This is a genomic window from Clostridium sp. AF22-10, from assembly GCF_003478725.1.
Taxonomy (GTDB): domain Bacteria; phylum Bacillota; class Clostridia; order Lachnospirales; family Lachnospiraceae; genus Otoolea; species Otoolea fessa.
In genome coordinates this window covers 139,290-159,209 of record NZ_QUFZ01000003.1, presented here as the reverse complement: position 1 = coordinate 159,209, position 19,920 = coordinate 139,290, and the positions used below count along the sequence as shown (strand labels likewise).

Annotated in this window: 17 protein-coding genes and 1 pseudogene; 15 read left to right on the top strand and 3 right to left on the bottom strand. The window is 48.7% G+C overall.

Annotated elements, in window-relative coordinates; genetic code table 11:
* Window positions 1-92: 92 nt before the first annotated feature.
* The 6 genes from DWX91_RS03360 to hgdB all read left to right on the top strand — a co-directional run bounded on the left by DWX91_RS03360 (window position 93) and on the right by hgdB (window position 7,794).
* Complete coding sequence (locus tag DWX91_RS03360; protein ID WP_412693818.1) at window positions 93-1,148, top strand: CoA-transferase; 1,056 nt, start codon at window positions 93-95, stop codon at window positions 1,146-1,148.
* Between the two features lie 65 nt (window positions 1,149-1,213).
* On the top strand, window positions 1,214-2,023 hold the full coding sequence (gene gctB / locus DWX91_RS03355; protein WP_107000305.1) for a glutaconate CoA-transferase subunit B: 810 nt from the start codon (window positions 1,214-1,216) through the stop codon (window positions 2,021-2,023).
* A gap of 145 nt (window positions 2,024-2,168) precedes the next feature.
* Window positions 2,169-3,935, top strand: coding sequence for an acyl-CoA carboxylase subunit beta (locus DWX91_RS03350; RefSeq protein WP_107000304.1), 1,767 nt, complete (start codon window positions 2,169-2,171; stop codon window positions 3,933-3,935).
* Between the two features lie 436 nt (window positions 3,936-4,371).
* Entirely contained in the window at window positions 4,372-5,166 is a 795-nt protein-coding gene (gene hgdC / locus DWX91_RS03345; RefSeq protein WP_107000303.1) for a (R)-2-hydroxyglutaryl-CoA dehydratase activase HgdC, read from the top strand.
* Window positions 5,167-5,200: 34 nt separating this feature from the next.
* Window positions 5,201-6,640 carry a (R)-2-hydroxyglutaryl-CoA dehydratase subunit alpha gene (hgdA, locus tag DWX91_RS03340; protein ID WP_107000302.1) on the top strand — a complete coding sequence of 480 codons (1,440 nt, stop codon included), beginning with the start codon at window positions 5,201-5,203 and terminating at the stop codon, window positions 6,638-6,640.
* Window positions 6,641-6,642: 2 nt separating this feature from the next.
* On the top strand, window positions 6,643-7,794 hold the full coding sequence (gene hgdB / locus DWX91_RS03335) for a (R)-2-hydroxyglutaryl-CoA dehydratase subunit beta (RefSeq protein WP_107000301.1): 1,152 nt from the start codon (window positions 6,643-6,645) through the stop codon (window positions 7,792-7,794).
* A gap of 102 nt (window positions 7,795-7,896) precedes the next feature.
* On the opposite strand, the gene DWX91_RS03330 is transcribed toward hgdB, so the two are convergent.
* The 3 genes from DWX91_RS03330 to DWX91_RS03320 are packed head-to-tail and all read right to left on the bottom strand — an operon-like array spanning window position 7,897 to window position 9,831.
* A complete protein-coding gene (locus DWX91_RS03330; RefSeq protein WP_118467961.1) occupies window positions 7,897-8,574 on the bottom strand; it encodes a choline-binding protein in 678 nt (225 codons plus the stop codon).
* A 15-nt stretch (window positions 8,575-8,589) separates the two neighbouring features.
* Complete coding sequence (locus DWX91_RS03325) at window positions 8,590-9,354, bottom strand: IclR family transcriptional regulator (RefSeq protein WP_107000299.1); 765 nt, start codon at window positions 9,352-9,354, stop codon at window positions 8,590-8,592.
* 18 nt (window positions 9,355-9,372) lie between these two features.
* Window positions 9,373-9,831, bottom strand: coding sequence for a hypothetical protein (locus DWX91_RS03320; protein ID WP_107000298.1), 459 nt, complete (start codon window positions 9,829-9,831; stop codon window positions 9,373-9,375).
* Between the two features lie 239 nt (window positions 9,832-10,070).
* On the opposite strand from DWX91_RS03320, the gene DWX91_RS03315 reads away from it, so the two are divergent.
* The 9 genes and pseudogenes from DWX91_RS03315 to DWX91_RS03275 all read left to right on the top strand — a co-directional run bounded on the left by DWX91_RS03315 (window position 10,071) and on the right by DWX91_RS03275 (window position 19,861).
* On the top strand, window positions 10,071-12,185 hold the full coding sequence (locus DWX91_RS03315; RefSeq protein ID WP_333549084.1) for a diguanylate cyclase: 2,115 nt from the start codon (window positions 10,071-10,073) through the stop codon (window positions 12,183-12,185).
* A 12-nt stretch (window positions 12,186-12,197) separates the two neighbouring features.
* On the top strand, window positions 12,198-12,554 hold the full coding sequence (locus DWX91_RS03310) for an Hpt domain-containing protein (protein WP_118472080.1): 357 nt from the start codon (window positions 12,198-12,200) through the stop codon (window positions 12,552-12,554).
* A 184-nt stretch (window positions 12,555-12,738) separates the two neighbouring features.
* Window positions 12,739-13,023, top strand: coding sequence for a co-chaperone GroES (locus DWX91_RS03305; protein ID WP_022359940.1), 285 nt, complete (start codon window positions 12,739-12,741; stop codon window positions 13,021-13,023).
* Window positions 13,024-13,097: 74 nt separating this feature from the next.
* A complete protein-coding gene (groL, locus tag DWX91_RS03300; RefSeq protein ID WP_022359939.1) occupies window positions 13,098-14,723 on the top strand; it encodes a chaperonin GroEL in 1,626 nt (541 codons plus the stop codon).
* Between the two features lie 381 nt (window positions 14,724-15,104).
* A pseudogene (guaB, locus tag DWX91_RS03295) lies at window positions 15,105-16,558 on the top strand (IMP dehydrogenase).
* A 429-nt stretch (window positions 16,559-16,987) separates the two neighbouring features.
* Window positions 16,988-17,431 carry a transcription antitermination factor NusB gene (gene nusB, locus DWX91_RS03290; RefSeq protein WP_118472079.1) on the top strand — a complete coding sequence of 148 codons (444 nt, stop codon included), beginning with the start codon at window positions 16,988-16,990 and terminating at the stop codon, window positions 17,429-17,431.
* Between the two features lie 3 nt (window positions 17,432-17,434).
* Window positions 17,435-18,646 carry an exodeoxyribonuclease VII large subunit gene (xseA, locus tag DWX91_RS03285; RefSeq protein ID WP_118472078.1) on the top strand — a complete coding sequence of 404 codons (1,212 nt, stop codon included), beginning with the start codon at window positions 17,435-17,437 and terminating at the stop codon, window positions 18,644-18,646.
* 109 nt (window positions 18,647-18,755) lie between these two features.
* Window positions 18,756-18,965 carry an exodeoxyribonuclease VII small subunit gene (gene xseB, locus DWX91_RS03280; protein WP_022359935.1) on the top strand — a complete coding sequence of 70 codons (210 nt, stop codon included), beginning with the start codon at window positions 18,756-18,758 and terminating at the stop codon, window positions 18,963-18,965.
* A gap of 5 nt (window positions 18,966-18,970) precedes the next feature.
* Entirely contained in the window at window positions 18,971-19,861 is an 891-nt protein-coding gene (locus DWX91_RS03275) for a polyprenyl synthetase family protein (RefSeq protein WP_117796477.1), read from the top strand.
* Window positions 19,862-19,920 lie beyond the last annotated feature (59 nt).

The following is a 19,920-nucleotide window of genomic DNA, read 5'->3' as shown; positions in this document are numbered from 1 at the left end:
CTGCGAAAGACCGCAGCGCCGGAAGTACCGGATCCCGTTTTTACTTATTTATATAGGTAGTTATAGAAAATTTTTTTAAAGGAGGCTTTATTGTGGCTAATAAAGTAATGTCTTTACACGATGCCGTAGAAAAGTATGTATGTGACAACGATGTACTTTGTCTCGGCGGATTTACAACAAACCGTAAACCGTATGCAGCAGTTTACGAGATCCTTCGTCAGGGTAAAACTGGTTTTGTAGGCTGGTCTGGCCCGGCAGGTGGTGACTGGGATGCGTTAATCGGTGAGGGCCGTGTGAGAGCCTACATTAACTGCTATACTGCAAACTCTGGTTACACCAACGTAGCTCGTCGTTTCCGTGCAGCTATCGAGAAGGGTGAGCTTACATATGAGGATTATTCTCAGGACGTTCTGATGCTTCAGCTTCATGCTGCATCTCTGGGTCTTCCGTACCTGCCGGTACGTATGATGCAGGGCTCCGGACTTGTTAAGTTCTGGGGTATCAGCGAAGAGAAGAGAAGAACCATGGAAGGTGTTGACAACCTGAAATGCGTAGAGATCGAGAACCCGCTTGAGCCAGGCGAGAAGCTGCTGGCTGTTCCGGTTCCGAAGCTTGACTGCGCTATCATCCATGTTCAGCAGGCATCTCCGGATGGAACCTGTATCATCGATGGTGATGAGTTCCATGACGTAGATATCGCTGTAGCTGCAAAACGTTGTATCGTTACCTGCGAGGAGATCGTAAGTGATGAGTATATCCGTCGTGACCCAACCAAGACAAGAATCTTTGGTGAGTGTGTAGACGCCGTTGTTCGTGCACCGTACGGTGCTTGGCCGGCACAGTGCTACGGCTATTATGATGATGATGATAAGGGCTTGAAAGAGTACGACAAGGCTTCCAAGTACCTTGACGCTGAGGATGCTAAGGCACAGCTTCAGAGGCTGCAGACAAAGCTGCTAAGGCTGCTGCTGCTAAGCCGGAAGATGAGAAGCTTGCAAAAGCTGCAGAAGTTGCTGCACAGGCTGCAAAAGATGCTGCTGACGGCACCAAGATTCCGGAGACCTTCAAGGATTACCTTCAGAAGTATGTATATGGATGCAAGGATCAGGATGATCTGCTCAACGTACTGGGCGGCGCTCGCCTCATGAACCTTAAGAATGAGCCGCATCTTGGCTATTCTACCAGACATTAATTGAGGGAGGGAAAATCTAAAATGGCTGATTATACAAAGTATACAAAGCAGGAAATGCAGGCTTACGCCATCGCAAAAAATATTAAAGAAAATCAGATCGTTATCGTTGGTACCGGTCTTCCGTTAATCGGTGCATCCCTGGCAAAACGTGTTGTTTGCCCGAGCTGCCATCCGATCGTAGAGAGTGGTCTTATGGATTGTTCTCCGATTGAGGTTCCGCGTTCTGTAGGTGACAACCGTTTCATGGCTCACTGTGCAGTACAGTGGCCAAACGTTCGTTTCGTAGGTTTCGAGGCTAATGAGTGGTTACATGATGCTGATCGTATGATCGCATTCATCGGTGGCGCTCAGATCGACCCGTACGGAAACGTTAACTCTACCTGTATCTTTGGTAAGGGTGATTATGTTAAACCTACCACACGTTTCACCGGTTCTGGCGGTGCAAACGGAATCGCTACCTTCTGCAACACCATCATCATGATGCAGCATCAGAAGAGAAGATTCATGGAGCATGTTGACTACATCACAAGCTGTGGCTGGATGGACGGCCCTGGCGGACGTGAGAGAGCAGGTCTTCCGGGCAACCGTGGACCGCAGATGGTAGTTACCGATCTTGGTATCATGAAATTCGACGAAGAGACCAAGAGAATGTACCTGGCTTACTACTATCCATTCTCCTCTCCGGAAATGGTTCAGGAGAACACTGGTTTCGAGATCGATACCTCCAGAGCTCAGCTGATGGAAGGTCCGGATCCGGAGATCATCCGCGTTATTCGTGAAGAGATCGACCCAGGTCAGGCATTCATCAAAGTTCCGAAGGAGACTAAGTAATTAGCCTTCCATAGGGAATCAAGACAGATATCATTTCTGTCGATTAATTAGTTACTGATTGCAGGCGGGACAGGAGACGAACTGTCCCGCAAGCAATTCATTTATAACCATTTTTATTTTTTATTTTATAAGGAGAAAAGAAGACATGAATATGTATTCAATGCCAGGATATTTCCAGAATATGCCTACCGTTGGTAAAGCTCTGGTTAATCCGAATCCGGAAAACGAGCAGGAACTGAAGGCTGTTGAGAACGACATCCATGAGTCCATTAAGCAGGCTCTTGATGCTGGTATCACAACCGAAGAGAAGTTAAACGCACGTGGACAGCTTTCTGCTACACAGCGTATCAACGCCCTGATCGATCCAGGTACATGGTGCCCGTTAAACAGCCTTTACAATCCGGAAGACAACCGTTTCCAGACAACTAACGTTCTGAATGGTCTTGGCCGTGTAAATGGCAAATGGGTTTACATCATCGCTTCTGATAACAAGAAGATGGCTGGTGCTTGGGTTCCGGGACAGGCAGATAACCTGCTCCGTGCTGCAGATACCGCTAAGATGCTGCATCTGCCGTTAGTATACCTGTTAAACTGCTCAGGCGTTGAGTTCCCGAATCAGGACAAAGTATACCCGAACCGTCGTGGTGGTGGTACACCGTTCTTCCGCAACGCTGAGTTAAACCAGCTTGGTGTTCCGGTTATCGTAGGTATCTACGGAACCAACCCGGCAGGTGGTGGTTACCACAGCATTTCCCCGACTATCCTGATCGCTCATAAAGATGCGAACATGGCAGTTGGTGGCGCTGGTATCCTTTCCGGTATGAACCCGAAGGGTTACATCGATGAGGAAGCAGCAGAGCAGATCGTTAACGCTCAGATCGAGAACAGCAAACATCACGTTCCGGCTCCGGGTTCCGTGCCGATCCACTATGATGAGACAGGATTCTTCCGTGAAGTTTACGAGGATGATTTAGGCGTTATCGAGGGAATCAAGAAGTACATCAACTACCTTCCGTGCTTCAACCTGGAGTTCTTCCGTGTTGACAGCCCGAAGGCTCCGCAGCTTCCGGCTGAGGATCTGTACAGCATCATCCCGATGAACCAGAAACGTCCGTACGACATCTACGATGTAATCGGCCGTCTGTTCGATAACAGTGAGTTCTTCGAGTACAAGAAAGGCTACGGTCCGGAGATCGTTGCTGGTCTTGCAAAAGTTAACGGCCTTCTGGTTGGTGTTATCGCTAACGTACAGGGCTTACTCATGAACTATCCGGAGTACAAACAGGGTTCTGTAGGTATCGGTGGTAAGCTGTACCGTCAGGGTCTGATTAAGATGAACGAGTTCGTTACTCTGTGTGCTCGTGATAAGACACCGGTTATCTGGCTGCAGGATACCACAGGTATCGATGTAGGCGATGACGCTGAGAAGGCAGAGCTGCTTGGTTTAGGTCAGTCCCTGATCTACTCTATCGAGAATGCTAAGCTTCCGTCTCTGGAGGTTACTCTTCGTAAGGCAAGTGCTGCTGCTCACTACGTTCTGGGTGGTCCGCAGGGCAACAACACCAACGTATTCTCTATCGGTACAGGTGCTTGCGAGTACTACGTAATGCCGGGTGAGACCGCTGCAAACGCTATGTACTCCAGAAAGCTTGTTAAAGCTAAAAAAGCTGGCGAGCCGCTTCAGCCGATCATCGACAAGATGAACGCTATGATCCAGATGTACACAGACAAATCTCGTCCGAAATATTGTACAAAACAGGGTATGGTTGATGAGATCGTAGATCTGACCGATCTTCGTCCGTACATCCAGGCATTTACCGAGGCTTATTATCAGAATGCTCAGGCTATCTGCCCGATGCATCAGATGCTGGCTCCGAGATCTACTCGTGAGTTCATCAACTACGGTAAATAATTATCAAATTAAAACGGCATTGTGATAGGTGCCGCTAAGATAACATTTTAAAAAGAGAAGGCGCGTAAGTACGCGGCTGACAGTGATAGTGTAAATAGTGATAAGTAACAAATTGATAGTGTGAATAGTGTGAGGCTCTGGCGAAGCGGCTTGTCTGTATGACTGTAAATGAACCGTTTTGCCGGATGCTTGCAGATAAATCGGGCAAAGGAACTGGAACCTTTGCTCGATTTATTGGTATACTCAGGCAGATAAGTAATAAGTAATAGTTTTGTTAAGAATTATTTTATAACATTTTCAAGATTTTACAGCGACTTTTAGTTGATTTTGTGGTATTATGATGGGTGGAGACGATGTGATAGCACGGATCTGCCAAAACATCGTTGAAACAAAAATCAGGCATAGAAAGTCAGTATTGAAAGGAAAAAGATACATCATGAGCGAAATTTTCACTTTAGGTATCGACGTAGGCTCTACAGCTTCCAAATGTATCATCCTGAAGGATGGCAAGGAGATCGTAGGTAAGTCTCTGATTGACGTTGGAGCAGGTACCAGCGGTCCAAGCCGTGCCATCGAGGCAGTTCTGGAAGATGCAGGCCTCAAGAAAGAAGATATGGCATTCACACTGGCTACCGGTTATGGACGTACATCTCTGATGGACGGAATTGCCGATAAGCAGATGAGTGAGCTGTCATGTCATGCAAAGGGCGCTTATTTCCTTTTCCCGAAGGTTCATACCGTAATTGACATCGGCGGTCAGGACGTGAAGGTTCTTCGCGTTGAGGACGGTGTCATGACAAACTTCCAGATGAACGATAAGTGTGCAGCCGGAACCGGAAGATTCCTGGATGTTATGGCTCGCGTTCTCGAAGTTGAGGTAAGTGATCTAGGCCGTCTTGGCGCTATGTCCAAGAAGCAGGTAGGAATCAGTTCCACCTGTACGGTTTTTGCAGAGAGTGAGGTTATAAGCCAGTTGTCGATGGGAACGGATAAATGTGATATCATTGCCGGTATTCATCGTTCAGTGGCTCATCGTGTCACGGGTCTTGCCCACCGAATCGGTGTAGTGCCGGATGTCGTTATGACAGGCGGTGTGGCTCAGAACCAGGGCGTAGTAGATGCGCTTGAGGCTGAGCTTGGCGTAAAGATTTGTACATCCCCGCTGACACAGTATAACGGCGCGCTTGGCGCAGCCCTGATGGCATATCAGGTAGCCAGCCGTCAGAAGTAACTAAGTTAATTTTTAAGAATGGAGGATAATTATTATGGCAAAACAAGTTAGTCCTGGTGTTCTTGCGCTTCGTAAAGTCGTAGATGACGTACACAAAGAGGCGCGTGAGGCCAAAGCAAGAGGCGAGTTAGTTGGATGGTCTTCTTCCAAATTCCCGTGTGAGCTTGCAGCAGCATTTGATTTACACGTTATGTATCCGGAGAACCAGGCAGCTGGTATCGCAGCTAACCGTTACGGTGAGCTGATGTGCCAGGCAGCTGAGGATCTTGGATATGACAACGATATCTGCGGTTACGCTCGTATCAGCCTTGCATATGCAGCTGGTGTACGTGTATCCCGTAAGTATGATCCGGAGACTGGTGAATACATCATCGATCCGAGCACAGGTAAACCATTAAAAGATGCTGACGGCAACGTAGTGATGGGTGAAGACGGAAAACCGAAGAAGGATCCGAAGACTCAGACTCCGTATCTGCAGCTGGACAACCTGCTTGAGATTGAAAAACTCCCGGATGGTCCGGAAAAAGAGAAACGTCTTGAGGCTATTTCTCCGATTCGTCAGATGCGTATTCCGCAGCCGGATTTCGTTCTTTGCTGCAACAACATCTGTAACTGTATGACAAAATGGTATGAGAACATCGCTCGTATGTGTAACATTCCGCTGATCATGATCGATATCCCGTACAACAATACAGTAGAAGTTCATGATGAGAATGTTAAATACGTTCGCGCTCAGTTCGACAAAGCGATCAAACAGCTGGAAGAGCTGACAGGCAAGAAGTTCGACGAGAAGAAGTTCGAGCAGGCTTGTGCAAACGCTAACCGTACCGCTAAGGCTTGGCTGAAAGTCTGTGATTTCCTGCAGTACAAACCGGCTCCATACAGTGGATTTGACCTGTTCAACCACATGGCAGACGTTGTAACTGCACGTGCTACTGTAGCTGCTGGTGATGCTTTTGAATTACTTGCAAAAGACCTGGAAGAGACAGTTAAGAAGGGTGAGACCACAACTCCGTTCCCGGAGAAATACCGTGTTATGTTCGAGGGTATTCCGTGCTGGCCGAAACTGCCGGCTCTGTTCAAACCGCTGAAGACCCACGGTGTAAACGTTACTGCCGTTGTATATGCTCCGGCATTTGGTTTCGTTTACAACAACATCGATGAGATGGCTCGTGCTTACTACAAAGCTCCGAACTCTGTCTGCATCGAGCAGGGTGTTGACTGGCGTGAAGGCATCTGCCGTGATAACAAGGTAGATGGCGTTCTGGTTCACTACAACAGAAGCTGTAAACCGTGGAGTGGTTACATGGCTGAGATGCAGCGTCGCTTTACTGCTGACCTGGGTATCCCGTGTGCTGGTTTCGACGGCGATCAGGCTGACCCGCGTAACTTCAATGCTGCTCAGTACGAGACTCGTGTAGAGGGTCTGGTTGAGGCAATGGAAGCAAATAAGCAGGCAAAGGAGGCTAAATAACCATGAGTGTTAACGCATTATTAGAAGAATTTAAGGTAAAAGCTGCAACTCCGAAGCAGCAGCTTGCTGAATATAAAGCTCAGGGCAAAAAAGTAGTTGGTGTTCTTCCTTACTACGCTCCGGAAGAGCTTGTATATGCCGCTGGTATCGTTCCGATGGGTATGTGGGGTTCCAACACTAAGACCATCAGCCGTGCAAAAGAGTACTGCGCTACTTTCTACTGCACCATCGCTCAGTTAGCTCTGGAGATGCTGCTGGATGGAACTATGGATCAGTTAGACGGTATTATCACACCTACTATCTGTGATACTCTTCGTCCGATGAGCCAGAACTTCCGTGTAGCTATGGGCGACAAGATGAAAGTTATCTTCTTAGCTCATCCGCAGAACCGTTTCGAAGAGTTTGGTCTTCAGTTCTGTATCGATCAGTACAACCATGTAAAAGCTGATCTGGAAGAAATCGCTGGAAGAAAGATTACTGATTCTGACATCCAGGATGCTATCGTTGTATACAACAAGAGCCGTGCAGCTCGCCGTGAGTTCGTAAAACTGGCTAACGAGCACTGTGATGTTATCACACCAACCAAACGTTCCGCAGTTCTGAAGGCATTCTACTTCATGGAGAAGCCGGAATACACTGCAAAGCTGAACGAGCTGAACGCAGAGCTGGCTAAACTTCCTGTCTGTGACTGGAAGGGAACCAAGGTTGTTACCTCCGGTATTATCTGTGATAATCCGAAGCTGCTTTCTATCTTCGAAGAGAACAACATCGCTATCGCTGCAGATGATGTAGCACATGAGACACGTTCCTTCCGTGTAGACGCTCCGGAAGACGAGCTGGATCCGGTTAGAGCACTGGCTAAACAGTTCGCTAACATCGATTACGAAGTACTTCTGTACGATCCGGAATCTGACAAGAACCGTCGTGGTGAGTTCGTAGCTAACATGGTTAAAGAGAGCGGCGCTCAGGGTCTGGTACTGTTTATGCAGCAGTTCTGTGATCCGGAGGAGATGGAGTATCCATACCTGAAGAAAGCTCTGAACGATGCAGGCGTTCCGCACATCAAACTGGGTATCGACCAGCAGATGAGAGACTTCGGTCAGGCAAGCACTGCTATTCAGGCATTCGCTGACGTTCTTGCACTTCAGAAATAATAGAAGATTCGTTTGGGAAACTGAATGATGAGATAGAAACGCCCCCGCAGGAGATTTTCTTGCGGGGGCGTTTGTTTGGTGCGCCTTGCGGCATACATTTATTTATTCCTTAGTGGAGTCAGAAGAACTATTATTTGCAATTTGCTCATCCGTCACAGACCCTTGGCGGTAGCCGCTGCCTGGTTCCTGTTTGGAGTTCTTCTTTGGAGCATCCGGCTTTTTGTCTCCGGAAGTAGAAGAGGTTTCTTTGGACGGACCGGAGCTTCCGGAATTGCTGTGGCTGCCGGAGCTTCCGTTGGAATTGCTGCTATCATCGCTGGAAGAATCTTCGGATGAGCCGGTGCTGGAGTCAGAGCTTCCGGAATCTGGCGTCCTGCTGGAGCTGGTGGCTGTTTTTTTCGTCTTTTTGGAGGAGCTGTTCTGGAAATCGTCCCAGCTTTCGTTATCGAATTCATTGGAAGCCGCGGTCTGGCGGCTCTGAGCGATGCCGTTTACCGTCCAGGCGCCGTCTGCGTTTACAGTGTAGCCGTCCGGTGTCGTGGTGGAGGTTAGAAGCCAGCCTTCGGCGTCGAAATAGTAGCATTCGCTGACGCCGTCCTGGTTGCCGTCGATCCAGCGCCAGCCATTTGCCGCCCAGGTGTTGTCACCGTTGTCGTACCACCAGCGGGCAGCATTGTCACCAGCTCCATTTTTCCAGCTTCCTGCCATCGCCGGGAAAGCGACGGAGAGGGAGAGAAGACCGGTTGTTAAGCCTGCTAAAAATAAGCGTTTATTAATCATAAAGTGAAATCTCCTTTATTTCTCCTGCTTAAATGTATGTCCCATATAATAGGATAATTCTGCCGCACTGTGGCGGACCTGATCCTGCAGGTGCAGAAGATGTGTGTCATCTTCAATACGGGAATACGGTGCGATGATTCCGACCGAAGCGGAAATGCGTCCGTCAATACCGTAAATGGGAGCACCGATCCCGACTGCATCCGGGACGTATTCGCCGTGGGAAACGGCAATGCCCTTCTCACGGATGGTGCGGAGTTCTTCTGCCAATTCTGCGGGATCCGCCTTTGGAAATGCCTCAGGACGGGTTAAGCGTGTGTCCAGATAGCGGCGGATGTATTCGTCGCTCTGGAAAGCCAGAAGCGCTTTGCGGATCGCACCGCAGTGCAGATCCATCTCATAGCCAAATTCTTCGACGACCTTGAGGTGGTTCGGACCGTCCGTTTTGTCAAGTACCAGTCCCTTGTCGCCAACCTGGATGATCAGATAGGAATCCTCACGGGTACAGTAGGAGAGGTTCTTGAGAATCGGAAGCGCCGCATCCTGAATCCGCACATTGTCAGCCGCCGCCCGACCGAGAGAGATGAGGGCGGGACCAAGCTGGTAGGTGTGCGCGTGTTCATCGCGGATCACGTATTTTTTTTCACAAAATGTCTGCAAAATCCGGTGGATTGTGCTGGGCGGAAGCCCGGTTGATTCGGAAAGTTCTGCGATGGAATATTTGTGGTTGGCTTCTTTTAAAAGTTCCAGAAGTTCCATCGCGCGGAGAAGACTTTGTATCATGCAAAGAATCCTCCTGTGTTATTCTGTGATTTCCTCAACCGTCACGGTTGTGCTGTCATCCGGGGCTGCGTCGGAATCTTCTTTCTCGGAAGAAGATTCGCCGTCCTCGGAAACCGGAGCATCTGCGCGGACGGTTTCTGTTTTGACTGGTTCTTCGGAAGAGACATCTGCATCAGCCGGAGCTTTTTCGCTTTCCTCAGAATGTTCAGAAGTTTCCTCTGGAGTCTCAGCCGGAGCTTCCTTTTTCTCCGGATTTAAGGAAACATAGCTGCGTTCGGAGGCAGCTGTATCAGAAGCCTTGGAAGCTTCTTTATCGCCGGCATCGTCAAAATCATCGAAATCATCTTCAAAGTCGTGGAAATCCTCATCCAGTTCCTTGTGGAATGATTTATACTGTAAGACGTAAGAAACACCAGCTGCTGCAGCGCCGACGATAGCTGCCAGTGTCAGTAATTTACCAAAATGTTTTTTTGCCATGTTGATACTCCTCTCTATACGATTCGATATCCTTATTGTAATACGAAACGCCTAAAAAATAAAGGGAATCTTTTGTGAACAACGGGAAGTGTGTGAATCACGTGTTACGGGGTACGTATGCGTGAACAGTAACACAGGGGCGGTAATTATGTACAGGAAGCATGAGAAAAATGCTTGTTGTCATACCGGAAATCATGTAGAATAAAATTATATATTTGCTAGGTGGTGATAAAAATAAAATGATGAATTTGAATACAAAGATGACGGCGCAGGAATTGGAACAAATGATTGCACAGATGGAAAGGATATTTACGGTTGTACGTATTTTAGATAAAGATCTACTCCATAAGATGGACGTGAGGAACGGGGAACTCCGATCCGAGGACTGCAAATGCTATTCGTTCTGGGAAAAAGGAAAGAATTGTGAGAATTGTGCGGCACAGCGCGCGCTTGCGATGAAGGGACAGTGCATGAAGCTTGAATTTATCGGTCTGAAGATGTATCAGGTCATCGCGAAGTATCTGGAGGTGGATGGAGTTCCCTGTGTGGTGGAGATGATTTCCTGTCTGGATGATGAGACACTTCTTGACGCAGAGGGAAGAGAAGCACTCGTTAAGAAATTTGCACACTACAGGCGCGAGCTGTATGCGGATGCACTGACGAGGAGCTACAGCCGGAGATATTTTGAAGATCAGTTAAAAGAGCAGCGGATGGATGCCGGTATCGCGATGCTCGATCTGGATGATTTTAAGACCTACAATGATATATATGGGCATGTGGCGGGCGATAAAGTGCTGGTGACGGTGTCGGCGGCGATTATAAGCTGTATCCGTAAGACGGACCGCTTGGTGCGTTATGGCGGGGATGAATTCCTGCTTGTGATGCCGGGCATCAGTCTGGAGGCATTTGTTGAGAAGCTGCATCGGATACAGGATCTGATCTGCAACATGAGTGTTGAAGGATATCCGCAACTGAAATTGTCAGTCAGCATCGGCGGTACGCTGACGAACGGGGAGACAGTCGGGAAGGCGATGTGCCGGGCGGACGAATTTATGTATCAGGCGAAGGCCTCCAAGAACATGATTGTGACTGAGAAAGATGGACAGTGGACACCGGAGGAGATCGTGGTAGCCGGGCGGCGCAATGCGAGTCGTTACCGCATTTTGATCGTGGACGATTCGGAGATGAACCGTATGATTCTCTCAGAAATGCTGAAAGGCGAATTCGAGATTCTGGAGGCAGAAAATGGTTCAGCATGTCTCGACATGCTGAACCGTTATGAGACGAAGATTTCCCTGATTCTTCTCGATATCGTCATGCCGGGGATGAACGGCTTCGGGGTTCTGGAATACATGAACCGCAACAACCTGATCGGGGATATCCCGGTTATCATGATTTCGGGCGAAGATTCGGGCGAGGTCATCAAGCAGGCGTATGAGTGGGGAGTTTCTGATTATATCAAGCGCCCGTTCGATATGGAGGTTGTACACCGGCGTGTCTTAAATACGATCAAATTGTATGCGAAACAGCGCCGCCTGGTGGCAATGGTGACGAACCAGGTTTTTGAGAAAGAGAAGAATAGCCGGATGCTGATCAGTGTTCTGAGCGAGATCGTGGAATTTCGAAATGGCGAGAGCGGTATGCACGTACTCAATATTAATATATTGACGACGATGATTCTGGAACAGCTCGTCAAGAAGACGGACAAATATCCCTTGTCCTGGTCGAACCGGATGCTGATCAGCACGGCATCATCTCTGCATGACATCGGAAAGATCGGAATTGACGAGAAGATTTTGAATAAACCGGGTCGTCTGACGCCGGAGGAGCGTAAGATCATGGAAAAACATACAGTGATCGGTGCGGACATGCTTGCGAATCTTCAGATGTATGAGGATGAGCCGCTGATGAAAGTGGCGTACCAGATCTGCCGTTGGCACCATGAGCGCTATGATGGAAAAGGATATCCAGATGGTCTAAAAGGGGAGGAGATCCCGATCTCAGCGCAGGTGGTGGCGCTGGCGGATGTGTATGATGCGCTGACAAGTGAGCGCGTCTATAAAAAGGCTTATTCTCATGAGGAGGCGGTGCAGATGATCTGCAACGGAGAGTGTGGTACATTTAACCCGCTCCTGCTTGAGTGCCTGTGTGAGATTCAGGATCCTATTAAAAAGGAGCTGCAGGAGGCAGCATACCGGAGTGAGATGAGTGATCCGGAGCGAAAAAATAAGAAATTTGAACATTATGACAATTCACAGAAGAAGTTTTTCGGCGCGGTGACGCAGGCGATTGAAAAAGAGTATGGAACTGCGGGCGAGGAGCTGAGCCGTATGAAAACTGAGGAAGAGAAATAACAGGAGGCTGTCATGACAATTCAGGAATGCTACAAAGAAATGGGCGGGGATTTTGAAGGAGTTCAGAAACGCTTTGGAGGTGTGGCGCTGGTGGAAAAATTTGCCATCAAGTTTCTGAGCGATTCTAGCTTTCAGGATCTGGAGGATGGATTAAAAGAAAAGGATGCGGAGAAAGCATTCCGCGCGGCACATACCCTGAAAGGAATCTGTCTGAACCTGGGCTTTGATGCCTTCTATGAGGTAAGCGCAGCGCTGACCGAAAAACTGAGAGGCAGAGAACTGACCGGATACGAGGCAGATTTTGCAGCGGTAAAAGAGTGTTATGAGAAAACGGTTGCGGCGATTAAGGCATTTGAGGAGAGCAATTAATAGAACGGGGAGAAATGGAATATTTCAGTTCTCCCCGTAAAATTTACTAAAATTTTAGCACTCAACACTTGACGGTGCTAACAGAACGTGTTATAACATACTTCGTAAGAAGAAGATACATATCTGATTACGAAAGAAAAGCAATCAGATGGAATAAATTTGGATGGATAAGGAGGAGCCAATAATGAAGTTAACACCATTATTTGACAGAGTTGTATTAAAGCAGTTAGTTGCAGAGGAGACGACCAAATCAGGTATCGTTCTTCCGGGTCAGGCAAAAGAGAAACCGCAGCAGGCAGAGGTAATCGCGGTTGGTCCTGGCGGAGTGGTAGATGGAAAAGAAATCACGATGCAGGTAAAGGTTGGCGATAAAGTTATCTATTCGAAATACTCAGGCACAGAAGTTGAGCTGGACAATGAGAAATATGTCATTGTAAAACAGAATGATATTCTGGCTGTTATCGGTTAATCGATGGGCAGGATGTCTGGAAGACAGATGCTGATCGAAACGTTTATTCAAGAAAATTATGGAGGTTGATAACCATGGCAAAGGAAATTAAATATGGCGTAGAAGCCAGAAAAGCCCTGGAAGCGGGCGTAAATCAGTTAGCAGATACCGTAAGAGTTACATTAGGACCGAAAGGCAGAAACGTAGTTCTGGATAAATCCTTCGGCGCTCCGCTCATTACCAACGATGGTGTGACCATTGCGAAGGAGATCGAGCTGGCAGACCCGTTTGAGAACATGGGCGCACAGCTGGTGAAGGAAGTAGCAACCAAGACCAACGATGCAGCTGGTGATGGTACTACAACCGCAACCGTTCTGGCCCAGGCGATGATCAACGAAGGTATGAAGAACCTGGCAGCAGGTGCTAACCCGATCATTATGAGAAAGGGTATGAAGAAAGCCACAGATGCAGCCGTAGAGGCAATCAAAGGCATGAAGAAGGACGTTAAGAGCCAGGCAGATATCGCAAGAGTCGCTGCTATCTCTTCCGCTGATGAGGAAGTAGGCCAGATGGTAGCAGACGCGATGGAGAAGGTTTCCAAAGACGGCGTTATTACCATTGAAGAGTCCAAGACTATGAAGACTGAGCTTGATCTGGTAGAAGGCATGCAGTTTGACCGTGGCTATGTATCTGCATACATGGCAACTGATATGGAGAAGATGGAAGCCGTTCTGGACGATCCGTACATCTTAATTACCGATAAGAAGATCTCCAACATTCAGGAGATTCTGCCGCTGCTGGAACAGCTGGTACAGTCTGGTTCCAAGCTGCTCATCATCGCTGAGGACATTGAGGGCGAGGCGCTGACCACCCTGATTGTCAATAAGCTGAGAGGTACTTTCACCGTTGTTGGTGTGAAGGCTCCGGGTTACGGCGATAGAAGAAAAGAAATGTTAAAGGATATCGCAATCCTGACCGGCGGTACTGTTATTTCCGAGGAACTGGGACTTGAATTAAAGGATACCACCATGGATCAGCTTGGTCGTGCGAAATCCGTTAAGGTTCAGAAAGAGAACACCATCATCGTAGATGGCTGCGGCGATAAGAAAGCCATCGCAGACCGTGTGGCTCAGATTAAGGCTCAGATTGAGGAAACCACTTCTGATTTTGATCGTGAGAAACTGCAGGAGAGACTGGCTAAGATGGCTGGCGGCGTAGCTGTTATCCGTGTTGGTGCAGCGACCGAGGCTGAGATGAAGGAAGCTAAGATGCGTATGGAAGATGCCCTGTCCGCAGCAAAGGCAGCTGTTGAGGAAGGCATCATCGCAGGCGGCGGATCTGCATATGTTCACGCAGCAGCAGAAGTTCAGAAGGTAGTAGACGGACTGGAAGGCGACGAGAAGACCGGCGGCCGTATCGTCCTGAAAGCTCTGGAAGCTCCTCTGTTCCACATCGCAGCAAACGCAGGTCTGGAAGGCTCTGTTATCATCAACAAGGTAAAAGAGTCCCCGGTAGGCGTAGGTTACGATGCTTACAATGAGGAATACGTAGATATGGTAGAAGCAGGCATCCTGGATCCGGCAAAGGTAACCAGAAGTGCCCTGCAGAACGCAACCAGCGTTGCATCTACCCTGCTTACAACCGAGTCCGCAGTTGCCAACATCAAAGAAGATGCACCGGCAGGTCCGGCAGCAGGCGCTGGCATGGGCGGCATGATGTAAGTAAGAGAGCCGGAAAATGACGGAAGATGTTACATCAGAGATGCAGTATCGAATGTAGAAAATAAAAATGGTAATTTATAGAAAGAATCTCTGACAGGCAGCTGCCAGGGGAGAGAAGGACTGCTATGCGAAGGTGTGGCAGTCCTTCTTTTTGGGTGAAAAAATTGGCAGGGAAATGAGGCTAAGGATGACTGCATTATTAATACTTATCTGATTGACATTATTTATAAGACACACTAATTAAATAGCGTAAGTAAATTCTATCGTCAACCCCTTTATTCTCCGGTTGACATATTTCAAAAAACTTGCTAAAATCAATTATTAACATCAGACAGTTTTCAATGTCCGGTGTTTAAAATTTACGAAAGTGAGGGTAATATAATGGGTAAGATTATTGGCGATGGCATTACATTTGATGATGTCCTGCTTGTGCCGTCCTATTCTGAGGTTATTCCGAATCAGGTAAACCTGACGACACATCTGACCAAGAAGATTCAGCTGAACATCCCCCTGATGAGTGCCGGCATGGATACGGTTACAGAGCACCGCATGGCGATTGCAATGGCAAGACAGGGTGGAATTGGTATTATTCACAAGAACATGTCGATCGAGGCGCAGGCTGAGGAGGTCGATAAAGTAAAACGTTCTGAGAATGGTGTAATCACTGACCCGTTTTATTTATCCCCAGAGCATACATTAAAGGATGCGGATGAGCTGATGGGCAAGTTCCGGATTTCCGGTGTTCCGATCACAGAGGGAAGAAAACTGGTTGGTATTATCACAAACCGTGACCTCAAGTTCGAGGAAGATTTCTCCAAGAAGATTAAAGAGTGCATGACTTCTGAGCATCTGGTTACCGCTCCGGAGGGCATCACCCTGACGGAGGCAAAGAAGATTCTTGCCAAGGCACGTGTCGAGAAGCTTCCGATCGTGGACAAGGATTTTAACCTCAAGGGTCTTATTACTATCAAGGATATTGAGAAACAGATCAAGTATCCGTTCTCTGCAAAGGATGCACAGGGACGTCTGCTCTGCGGTGCGGCAGTAGGTATCACTGCAAACGTGCTGGATCGTGTGGAAGCCCTGGTGAAAGCAAAAGTAGACGTAGTTGTTCTCGACTCTGCACATGGACATTCTGAGAATGTTCTTCACTGTGTCAGAATGATCAAGGAAGCATATCCGGATCTGCAGGTAATAGCAGGTAACGTAGCGACCGGAGAGGCGACAAAAGCTCTCATCGAGGCAGGCGTTGACGCGGTCAAGGTTGGTATCGGACCGGGTTCCATCTGTACGACCCGTGTCGTAGCAGGTATCGGCGTTCCGCAGATCACCGCTGTTATGGACTGCTACGCAGTTGCCAAAGAGTACGGCATTCCGATCATCGCAGACGGCGGTATCAAGTATTCTGGCGATCTGACGAAGGCGATCGCAGCAGGCGGCAGCGTCTGCATGATGGGTTCCATGTTTGCAGGATGCGATGAGAGCCCGGGAACTTTTGAGCTGTACCAGGGAAGAAAATACAAAGTATACCGCGGCATGGGTTCATCGCAGCGATGGAGAACGGCAGCAAGGATCGTTACTTCCAGAGCGATGCGAAGAAACTCGTTCCGGAGGGTGTAGAAGGACGTGTTGCATACAAGGGAATGGTAGAAGATACCGTATTCCAGATGCTCGGCGGTCTGCGTGCTGGTATGGGTTACTGCGGCGCATCGGATATTCCGACTCTTCAGGAGACCGGACGTTTCATCAAGATTTCCGCAGCATCCTTAAAAGAGAGCCATCCGCATGATATCCACATCACAAAAGAGGCTCCGAACTACAGCGTGGATGAATAAAAATTGGATAGCATAAGCAATCGATAAGATTGTAAACGATATAAAAGCGGCGTTTCTGCTTCAGCAGGGATGCCGCTTTTTTGGCGGGTTACTGTTCACGCATACGTGCCCAGTAACGGAATTTGCCGTGGCTTCGCATTTAAATACGGCAAATTCCTGTTGCCACCACGTTTTCTTACGGCACTTTCGGTTCCAAAAGTGCCTACCCGTGAACAGTAACTTTGGCGGATTCTTTTTCTCAAACTCTTGTGAAAAAACCGGGGATACGGTATAATGATACATTAGAATAGTAGAAATATAACAATTATGCAGGAAAGACTGTGGATATTCAGAAAACGATTGCAGCGGATTACGAAAGGGATATTTGCGATACCGAGGCAGCAAATCGGGCGTATCAGACGGATAGAAACAGGTAACAGGAGGATTAGTATGACCAGAAGAGAACTGAGAGAACATTGCTTTAAGCTGCTTTTCTGTGCGGATTTTTACCCGACGGATGAGATGAAGGAGCAGGTGGATGTATATTTTACAGAGCCGAAAGAGGAGGACGATGTTCCGAGCGGAATCGGCGATATCATCCATAATCCGATGTTAGACACCTTTGACGGCGGATACGTAAAGAGCAAGGTTGAGAAGATTCTGGATGTGCTTCCGGAGCTTGACAAGGCAATCGATGGGGTTGCACAGGGATGGACTACCCGCCGTATGGGCAAGGTGGAACTGACGATCCTGCGTCTGGCATTATACGAGATCAAGCACGATGACGATGTACCGGAGAAGGTAGCGATCAATGAGGCGGTCGAGCTGGCGAAGAAGTTCGGCGGCGATGATTCACCGGCATTTATCAACGGCATTTTAGCGAAGCTGGTATAAGCGATGGCTGGCGTATATTCGGTTTCGCAGGTTAATGCATACATTAAAAATATGTTCGCACAGGACTTTGCCCTGAACCGGATTTCGGTCAAGGGCGAGGTTTCTAACTGCAAATATCATACGTCCGGTCATATTTATTTTACCTTGAAAGACGGTCTGGGATCGATGCAGGCAGTTATGTTTGCCAGTAGGCGGAAGGGACTTACGTTCCGTCTGGAAGAAGGACAGCAGGTGGTCGTGAAGGGCAGCATCGAAGTGTATGAGCGGGATGGAAGATACCAGCTCTATGCCAGCGAGATCACGCTGGACGGCACGGGCGATTTATTCCGGCGCTTTGAAAAACTGAGAAATGAATTAGAAGAAATGGGGATGTTTTCCCCGGAATATAAAACGCCGATCCCAAAGTATGCAAAAACGGTCGGTATCGTGACGGCGAGCACCGGCGCAGCAATCCGGGATATTATCAATATCTCGGGACGGCGGAACCCTTACGTGCAGCTTGTCCTCTGCCCGGCACTGGTGCAGGGAGCAGGGGCAGCGCCGAGTATCGTGCGGGCGATCCAGACCCTGGATGCGATGCATCTGGATGTGCTGATCGTCGGGCGCGGAGGCGGTTCGATTGAGGATCTGTGGGCGTTCAATGAGGAGAGTGTGGCGCGGGCGATTTTTGCGTGCCGGACGCCGGTAATCTCGGCGGTCGGGCATGAGACAGACGTTACGATCGCGGACTATGTGGCGGATCTGCGTGCCCCGACTCCTTCGGCGGCGGCAGAACTGGCGGTTTTTGATTACCACCTGTTTGAGCAGCAGTGCATTGCGGCGGCACAGCAGATGACGAAGCGGATGGAGCAGAAGGCGGAGCAGTATGCCTATCGCCTGGAGCAGTTTCGTCTGCGCCTGCAGCTTCACAGTCCGCAGAGCCAGTTAAATGAGAGACGGCAGTATCTGGAAGATGCGAGAGTTAAGATGGCGCGCCAGATGGAGAAAAAGGTGTCCGATCTGCGCCATCGTCTGGAACTGGTGTGCAGCCGGATGGATGGTCTCTCCCCGTTAAAAAAGATAAGCGGCGGATATGGGTTCGTGACGGATGCAGATGGAAAACGTGTGGAGACAGTGACAGGATTGCAAGCTGGGGATACGCTGACCGTCCGTCTGCCAGATGGACGCGTGGAGGCAGAGATCCGGGAGGTTTATCAGGAAAACTTGCCTGGGTAAAAAAGTGGTTCATTGTGTTGCGTGTGAATCATAACAGAGAGATTTGAGAACACGTTTTCTTTCAGGAAAGATTCCGAGAGTATATTAGATAAAACAGGAGGCAGGATCGATGGCAGAAAATAAGGAAGAACTTTCGATCGAGGAAATGTTTGACCGTCTGGATGGCATTATGCGGACGCTGGAGGACAGCCGCAGCACGCTGGAAGAATCGTTTGCGTCGTATGAGGCGGGAATGCGTCTGGTCCGCGCCTGCAGTGAAAAGATAGATAAGGTTGAAAAACAGATTATGGTCGTAAACGGCGAGGAGACGGAGGCGTGACAGAGATGGAAAATGCAAAGGAACGGCTGGCACAGGCAGTCAAAGAAGCGGAAGAGATTGTATATTCTTATCTTCCGGCAGAGGAAGGGCATCAGAAAACGATCTTTGAAGCGATGAATTACAGCGTGAAGGCAGGCGGCAAACGCCTTCGTCCGATTCTGATGCGTGAGGTATACCGTCTGTTTGGCGGTCAGGGAAAAGAGATTGAGCCGCTGATGGCGGCGATCGAGATGATTCATACATCTTCCCTGATTCATGACGATCTTCCATGTATGGACAATGACGAGTACCGCCGTGGAAAAAAGACGACCTGGGTTGCATATGGGTATGATATGGCAGTTCTGGCGGGAGATGCCCTTCTGATCTACGCGATCGAGACGGCGGCAAAGGCATTTGCGATGACACCGGATGCGGCAAAGGTGGGACGCTGTATCCAGATTTTATCCGAAAAAACGGGTATTTACGGCATGATCGGCGGTCAGACGGTTGATGTGGAACTGACGAATCAGCCGATTCCGAAGGATAAGCTGGATTTTATCTACCGTTTAAAGACGGGAGCACTTTTGGAGGCTTCGATGGTGATCGGAGCCGTGATGGCGGGCGCGAGCGAAGCTGAGTGCGGGACAGTAGAGCGTATGGCGGCGGCGATCGGTCTGGCGTTCCAGATCCAGGATGATATTCTCGACGTTACCAGCAGCCAGGAGGTGCTTGGAAAACCGGTTCTGAGCGATGAGAAAAACAATAAAACCACTTATGTGACATTGGAGGGAATCGAGAAATCGAAGCATGATGTCAAACAGCTTTCGGAGACGGCGGTTGATATCCTCTATTCCCTGCCTGGAAAGAATGAATTCCTCGAAGAGCTGATCGAGATGCTGGTCAGCCGTGAAAAATAAAAAATCCAATCGAAGACCGGGGACGACAGCGGATGTGGAAAACGGTTTGGGGGATGAAA

What these genes read in the sequence shown, in the direction of transcription:
- gctB (WP_107000305.1), top strand. Translation starts at nt 1,214, where the DNA reads ATGGCTGATTATACAAAGTATACAAAGCAGGAAATGCAGGCTTACGCC.
- DWX91_RS03350 (WP_107000304.1), top strand. Translation starts at nt 2,169, where the DNA reads ATGAATATGTATTCAATGCCAGGATATTTCCAGAATATGCCTACCGTT.
- hgdC (WP_107000303.1), top strand. Translation starts at nt 4,372, where the DNA reads ATGAGCGAAATTTTCACTTTAGGTATCGACGTAGGCTCTACAGCTTCC.
- hgdA (WP_107000302.1), top strand. Translation starts at nt 5,201, where the DNA reads ATGGCAAAACAAGTTAGTCCTGGTGTTCTTGCGCTTCGTAAAGTCGTA.
- hgdB (WP_107000301.1), top strand. Translation starts at nt 6,643, where the DNA reads ATGAGTGTTAACGCATTATTAGAAGAATTTAAGGTAAAAGCTGCAACT.
- DWX91_RS03330 (WP_118467961.1), bottom strand. Translation starts at nt 8,574, where the DNA reads ATGATTAATAAACGCTTATTTTTAGCAGGCTTAACAACCGGTCTTCTC.
- DWX91_RS03325 (WP_107000299.1), bottom strand. Translation starts at nt 9,354, where the DNA reads ATGATACAAAGTCTTCTCCGCGCGATGGAACTTCTGGAACTTTTAAAA.
- DWX91_RS03320 (WP_107000298.1), bottom strand. Translation starts at nt 9,831, where the DNA reads ATGGCAAAAAAACATTTTGGTAAATTACTGACACTGGCAGCTATCGTC.
- DWX91_RS03315 (WP_333549084.1), top strand. Translation starts at nt 10,071, where the DNA reads ATGATGAATTTGAATACAAAGATGACGGCGCAGGAATTGGAACAAATG.
- DWX91_RS03310 (WP_118472080.1), top strand. Translation starts at nt 12,198, where the DNA reads ATGACAATTCAGGAATGCTACAAAGAAATGGGCGGGGATTTTGAAGGA.
- DWX91_RS03305 (WP_022359940.1), top strand. Translation starts at nt 12,739, where the DNA reads ATGAAGTTAACACCATTATTTGACAGAGTTGTATTAAAGCAGTTAGTT.
- groL (WP_022359939.1), top strand. Translation starts at nt 13,098, where the DNA reads ATGGCAAAGGAAATTAAATATGGCGTAGAAGCCAGAAAAGCCCTGGAA.
- nusB (WP_118472079.1), top strand. Translation starts at nt 16,988, where the DNA reads ATGACCAGAAGAGAACTGAGAGAACATTGCTTTAAGCTGCTTTTCTGT.
- xseA (WP_118472078.1), top strand. Translation starts at nt 17,435, where the DNA reads ATGGCTGGCGTATATTCGGTTTCGCAGGTTAATGCATACATTAAAAAT.
- xseB (WP_022359935.1), top strand. Translation starts at nt 18,756, where the DNA reads ATGGCAGAAAATAAGGAAGAACTTTCGATCGAGGAAATGTTTGACCGT.
- DWX91_RS03275 (WP_117796477.1), top strand. Translation starts at nt 18,971, where the DNA reads ATGGAAAATGCAAAGGAACGGCTGGCACAGGCAGTCAAAGAAGCGGAA.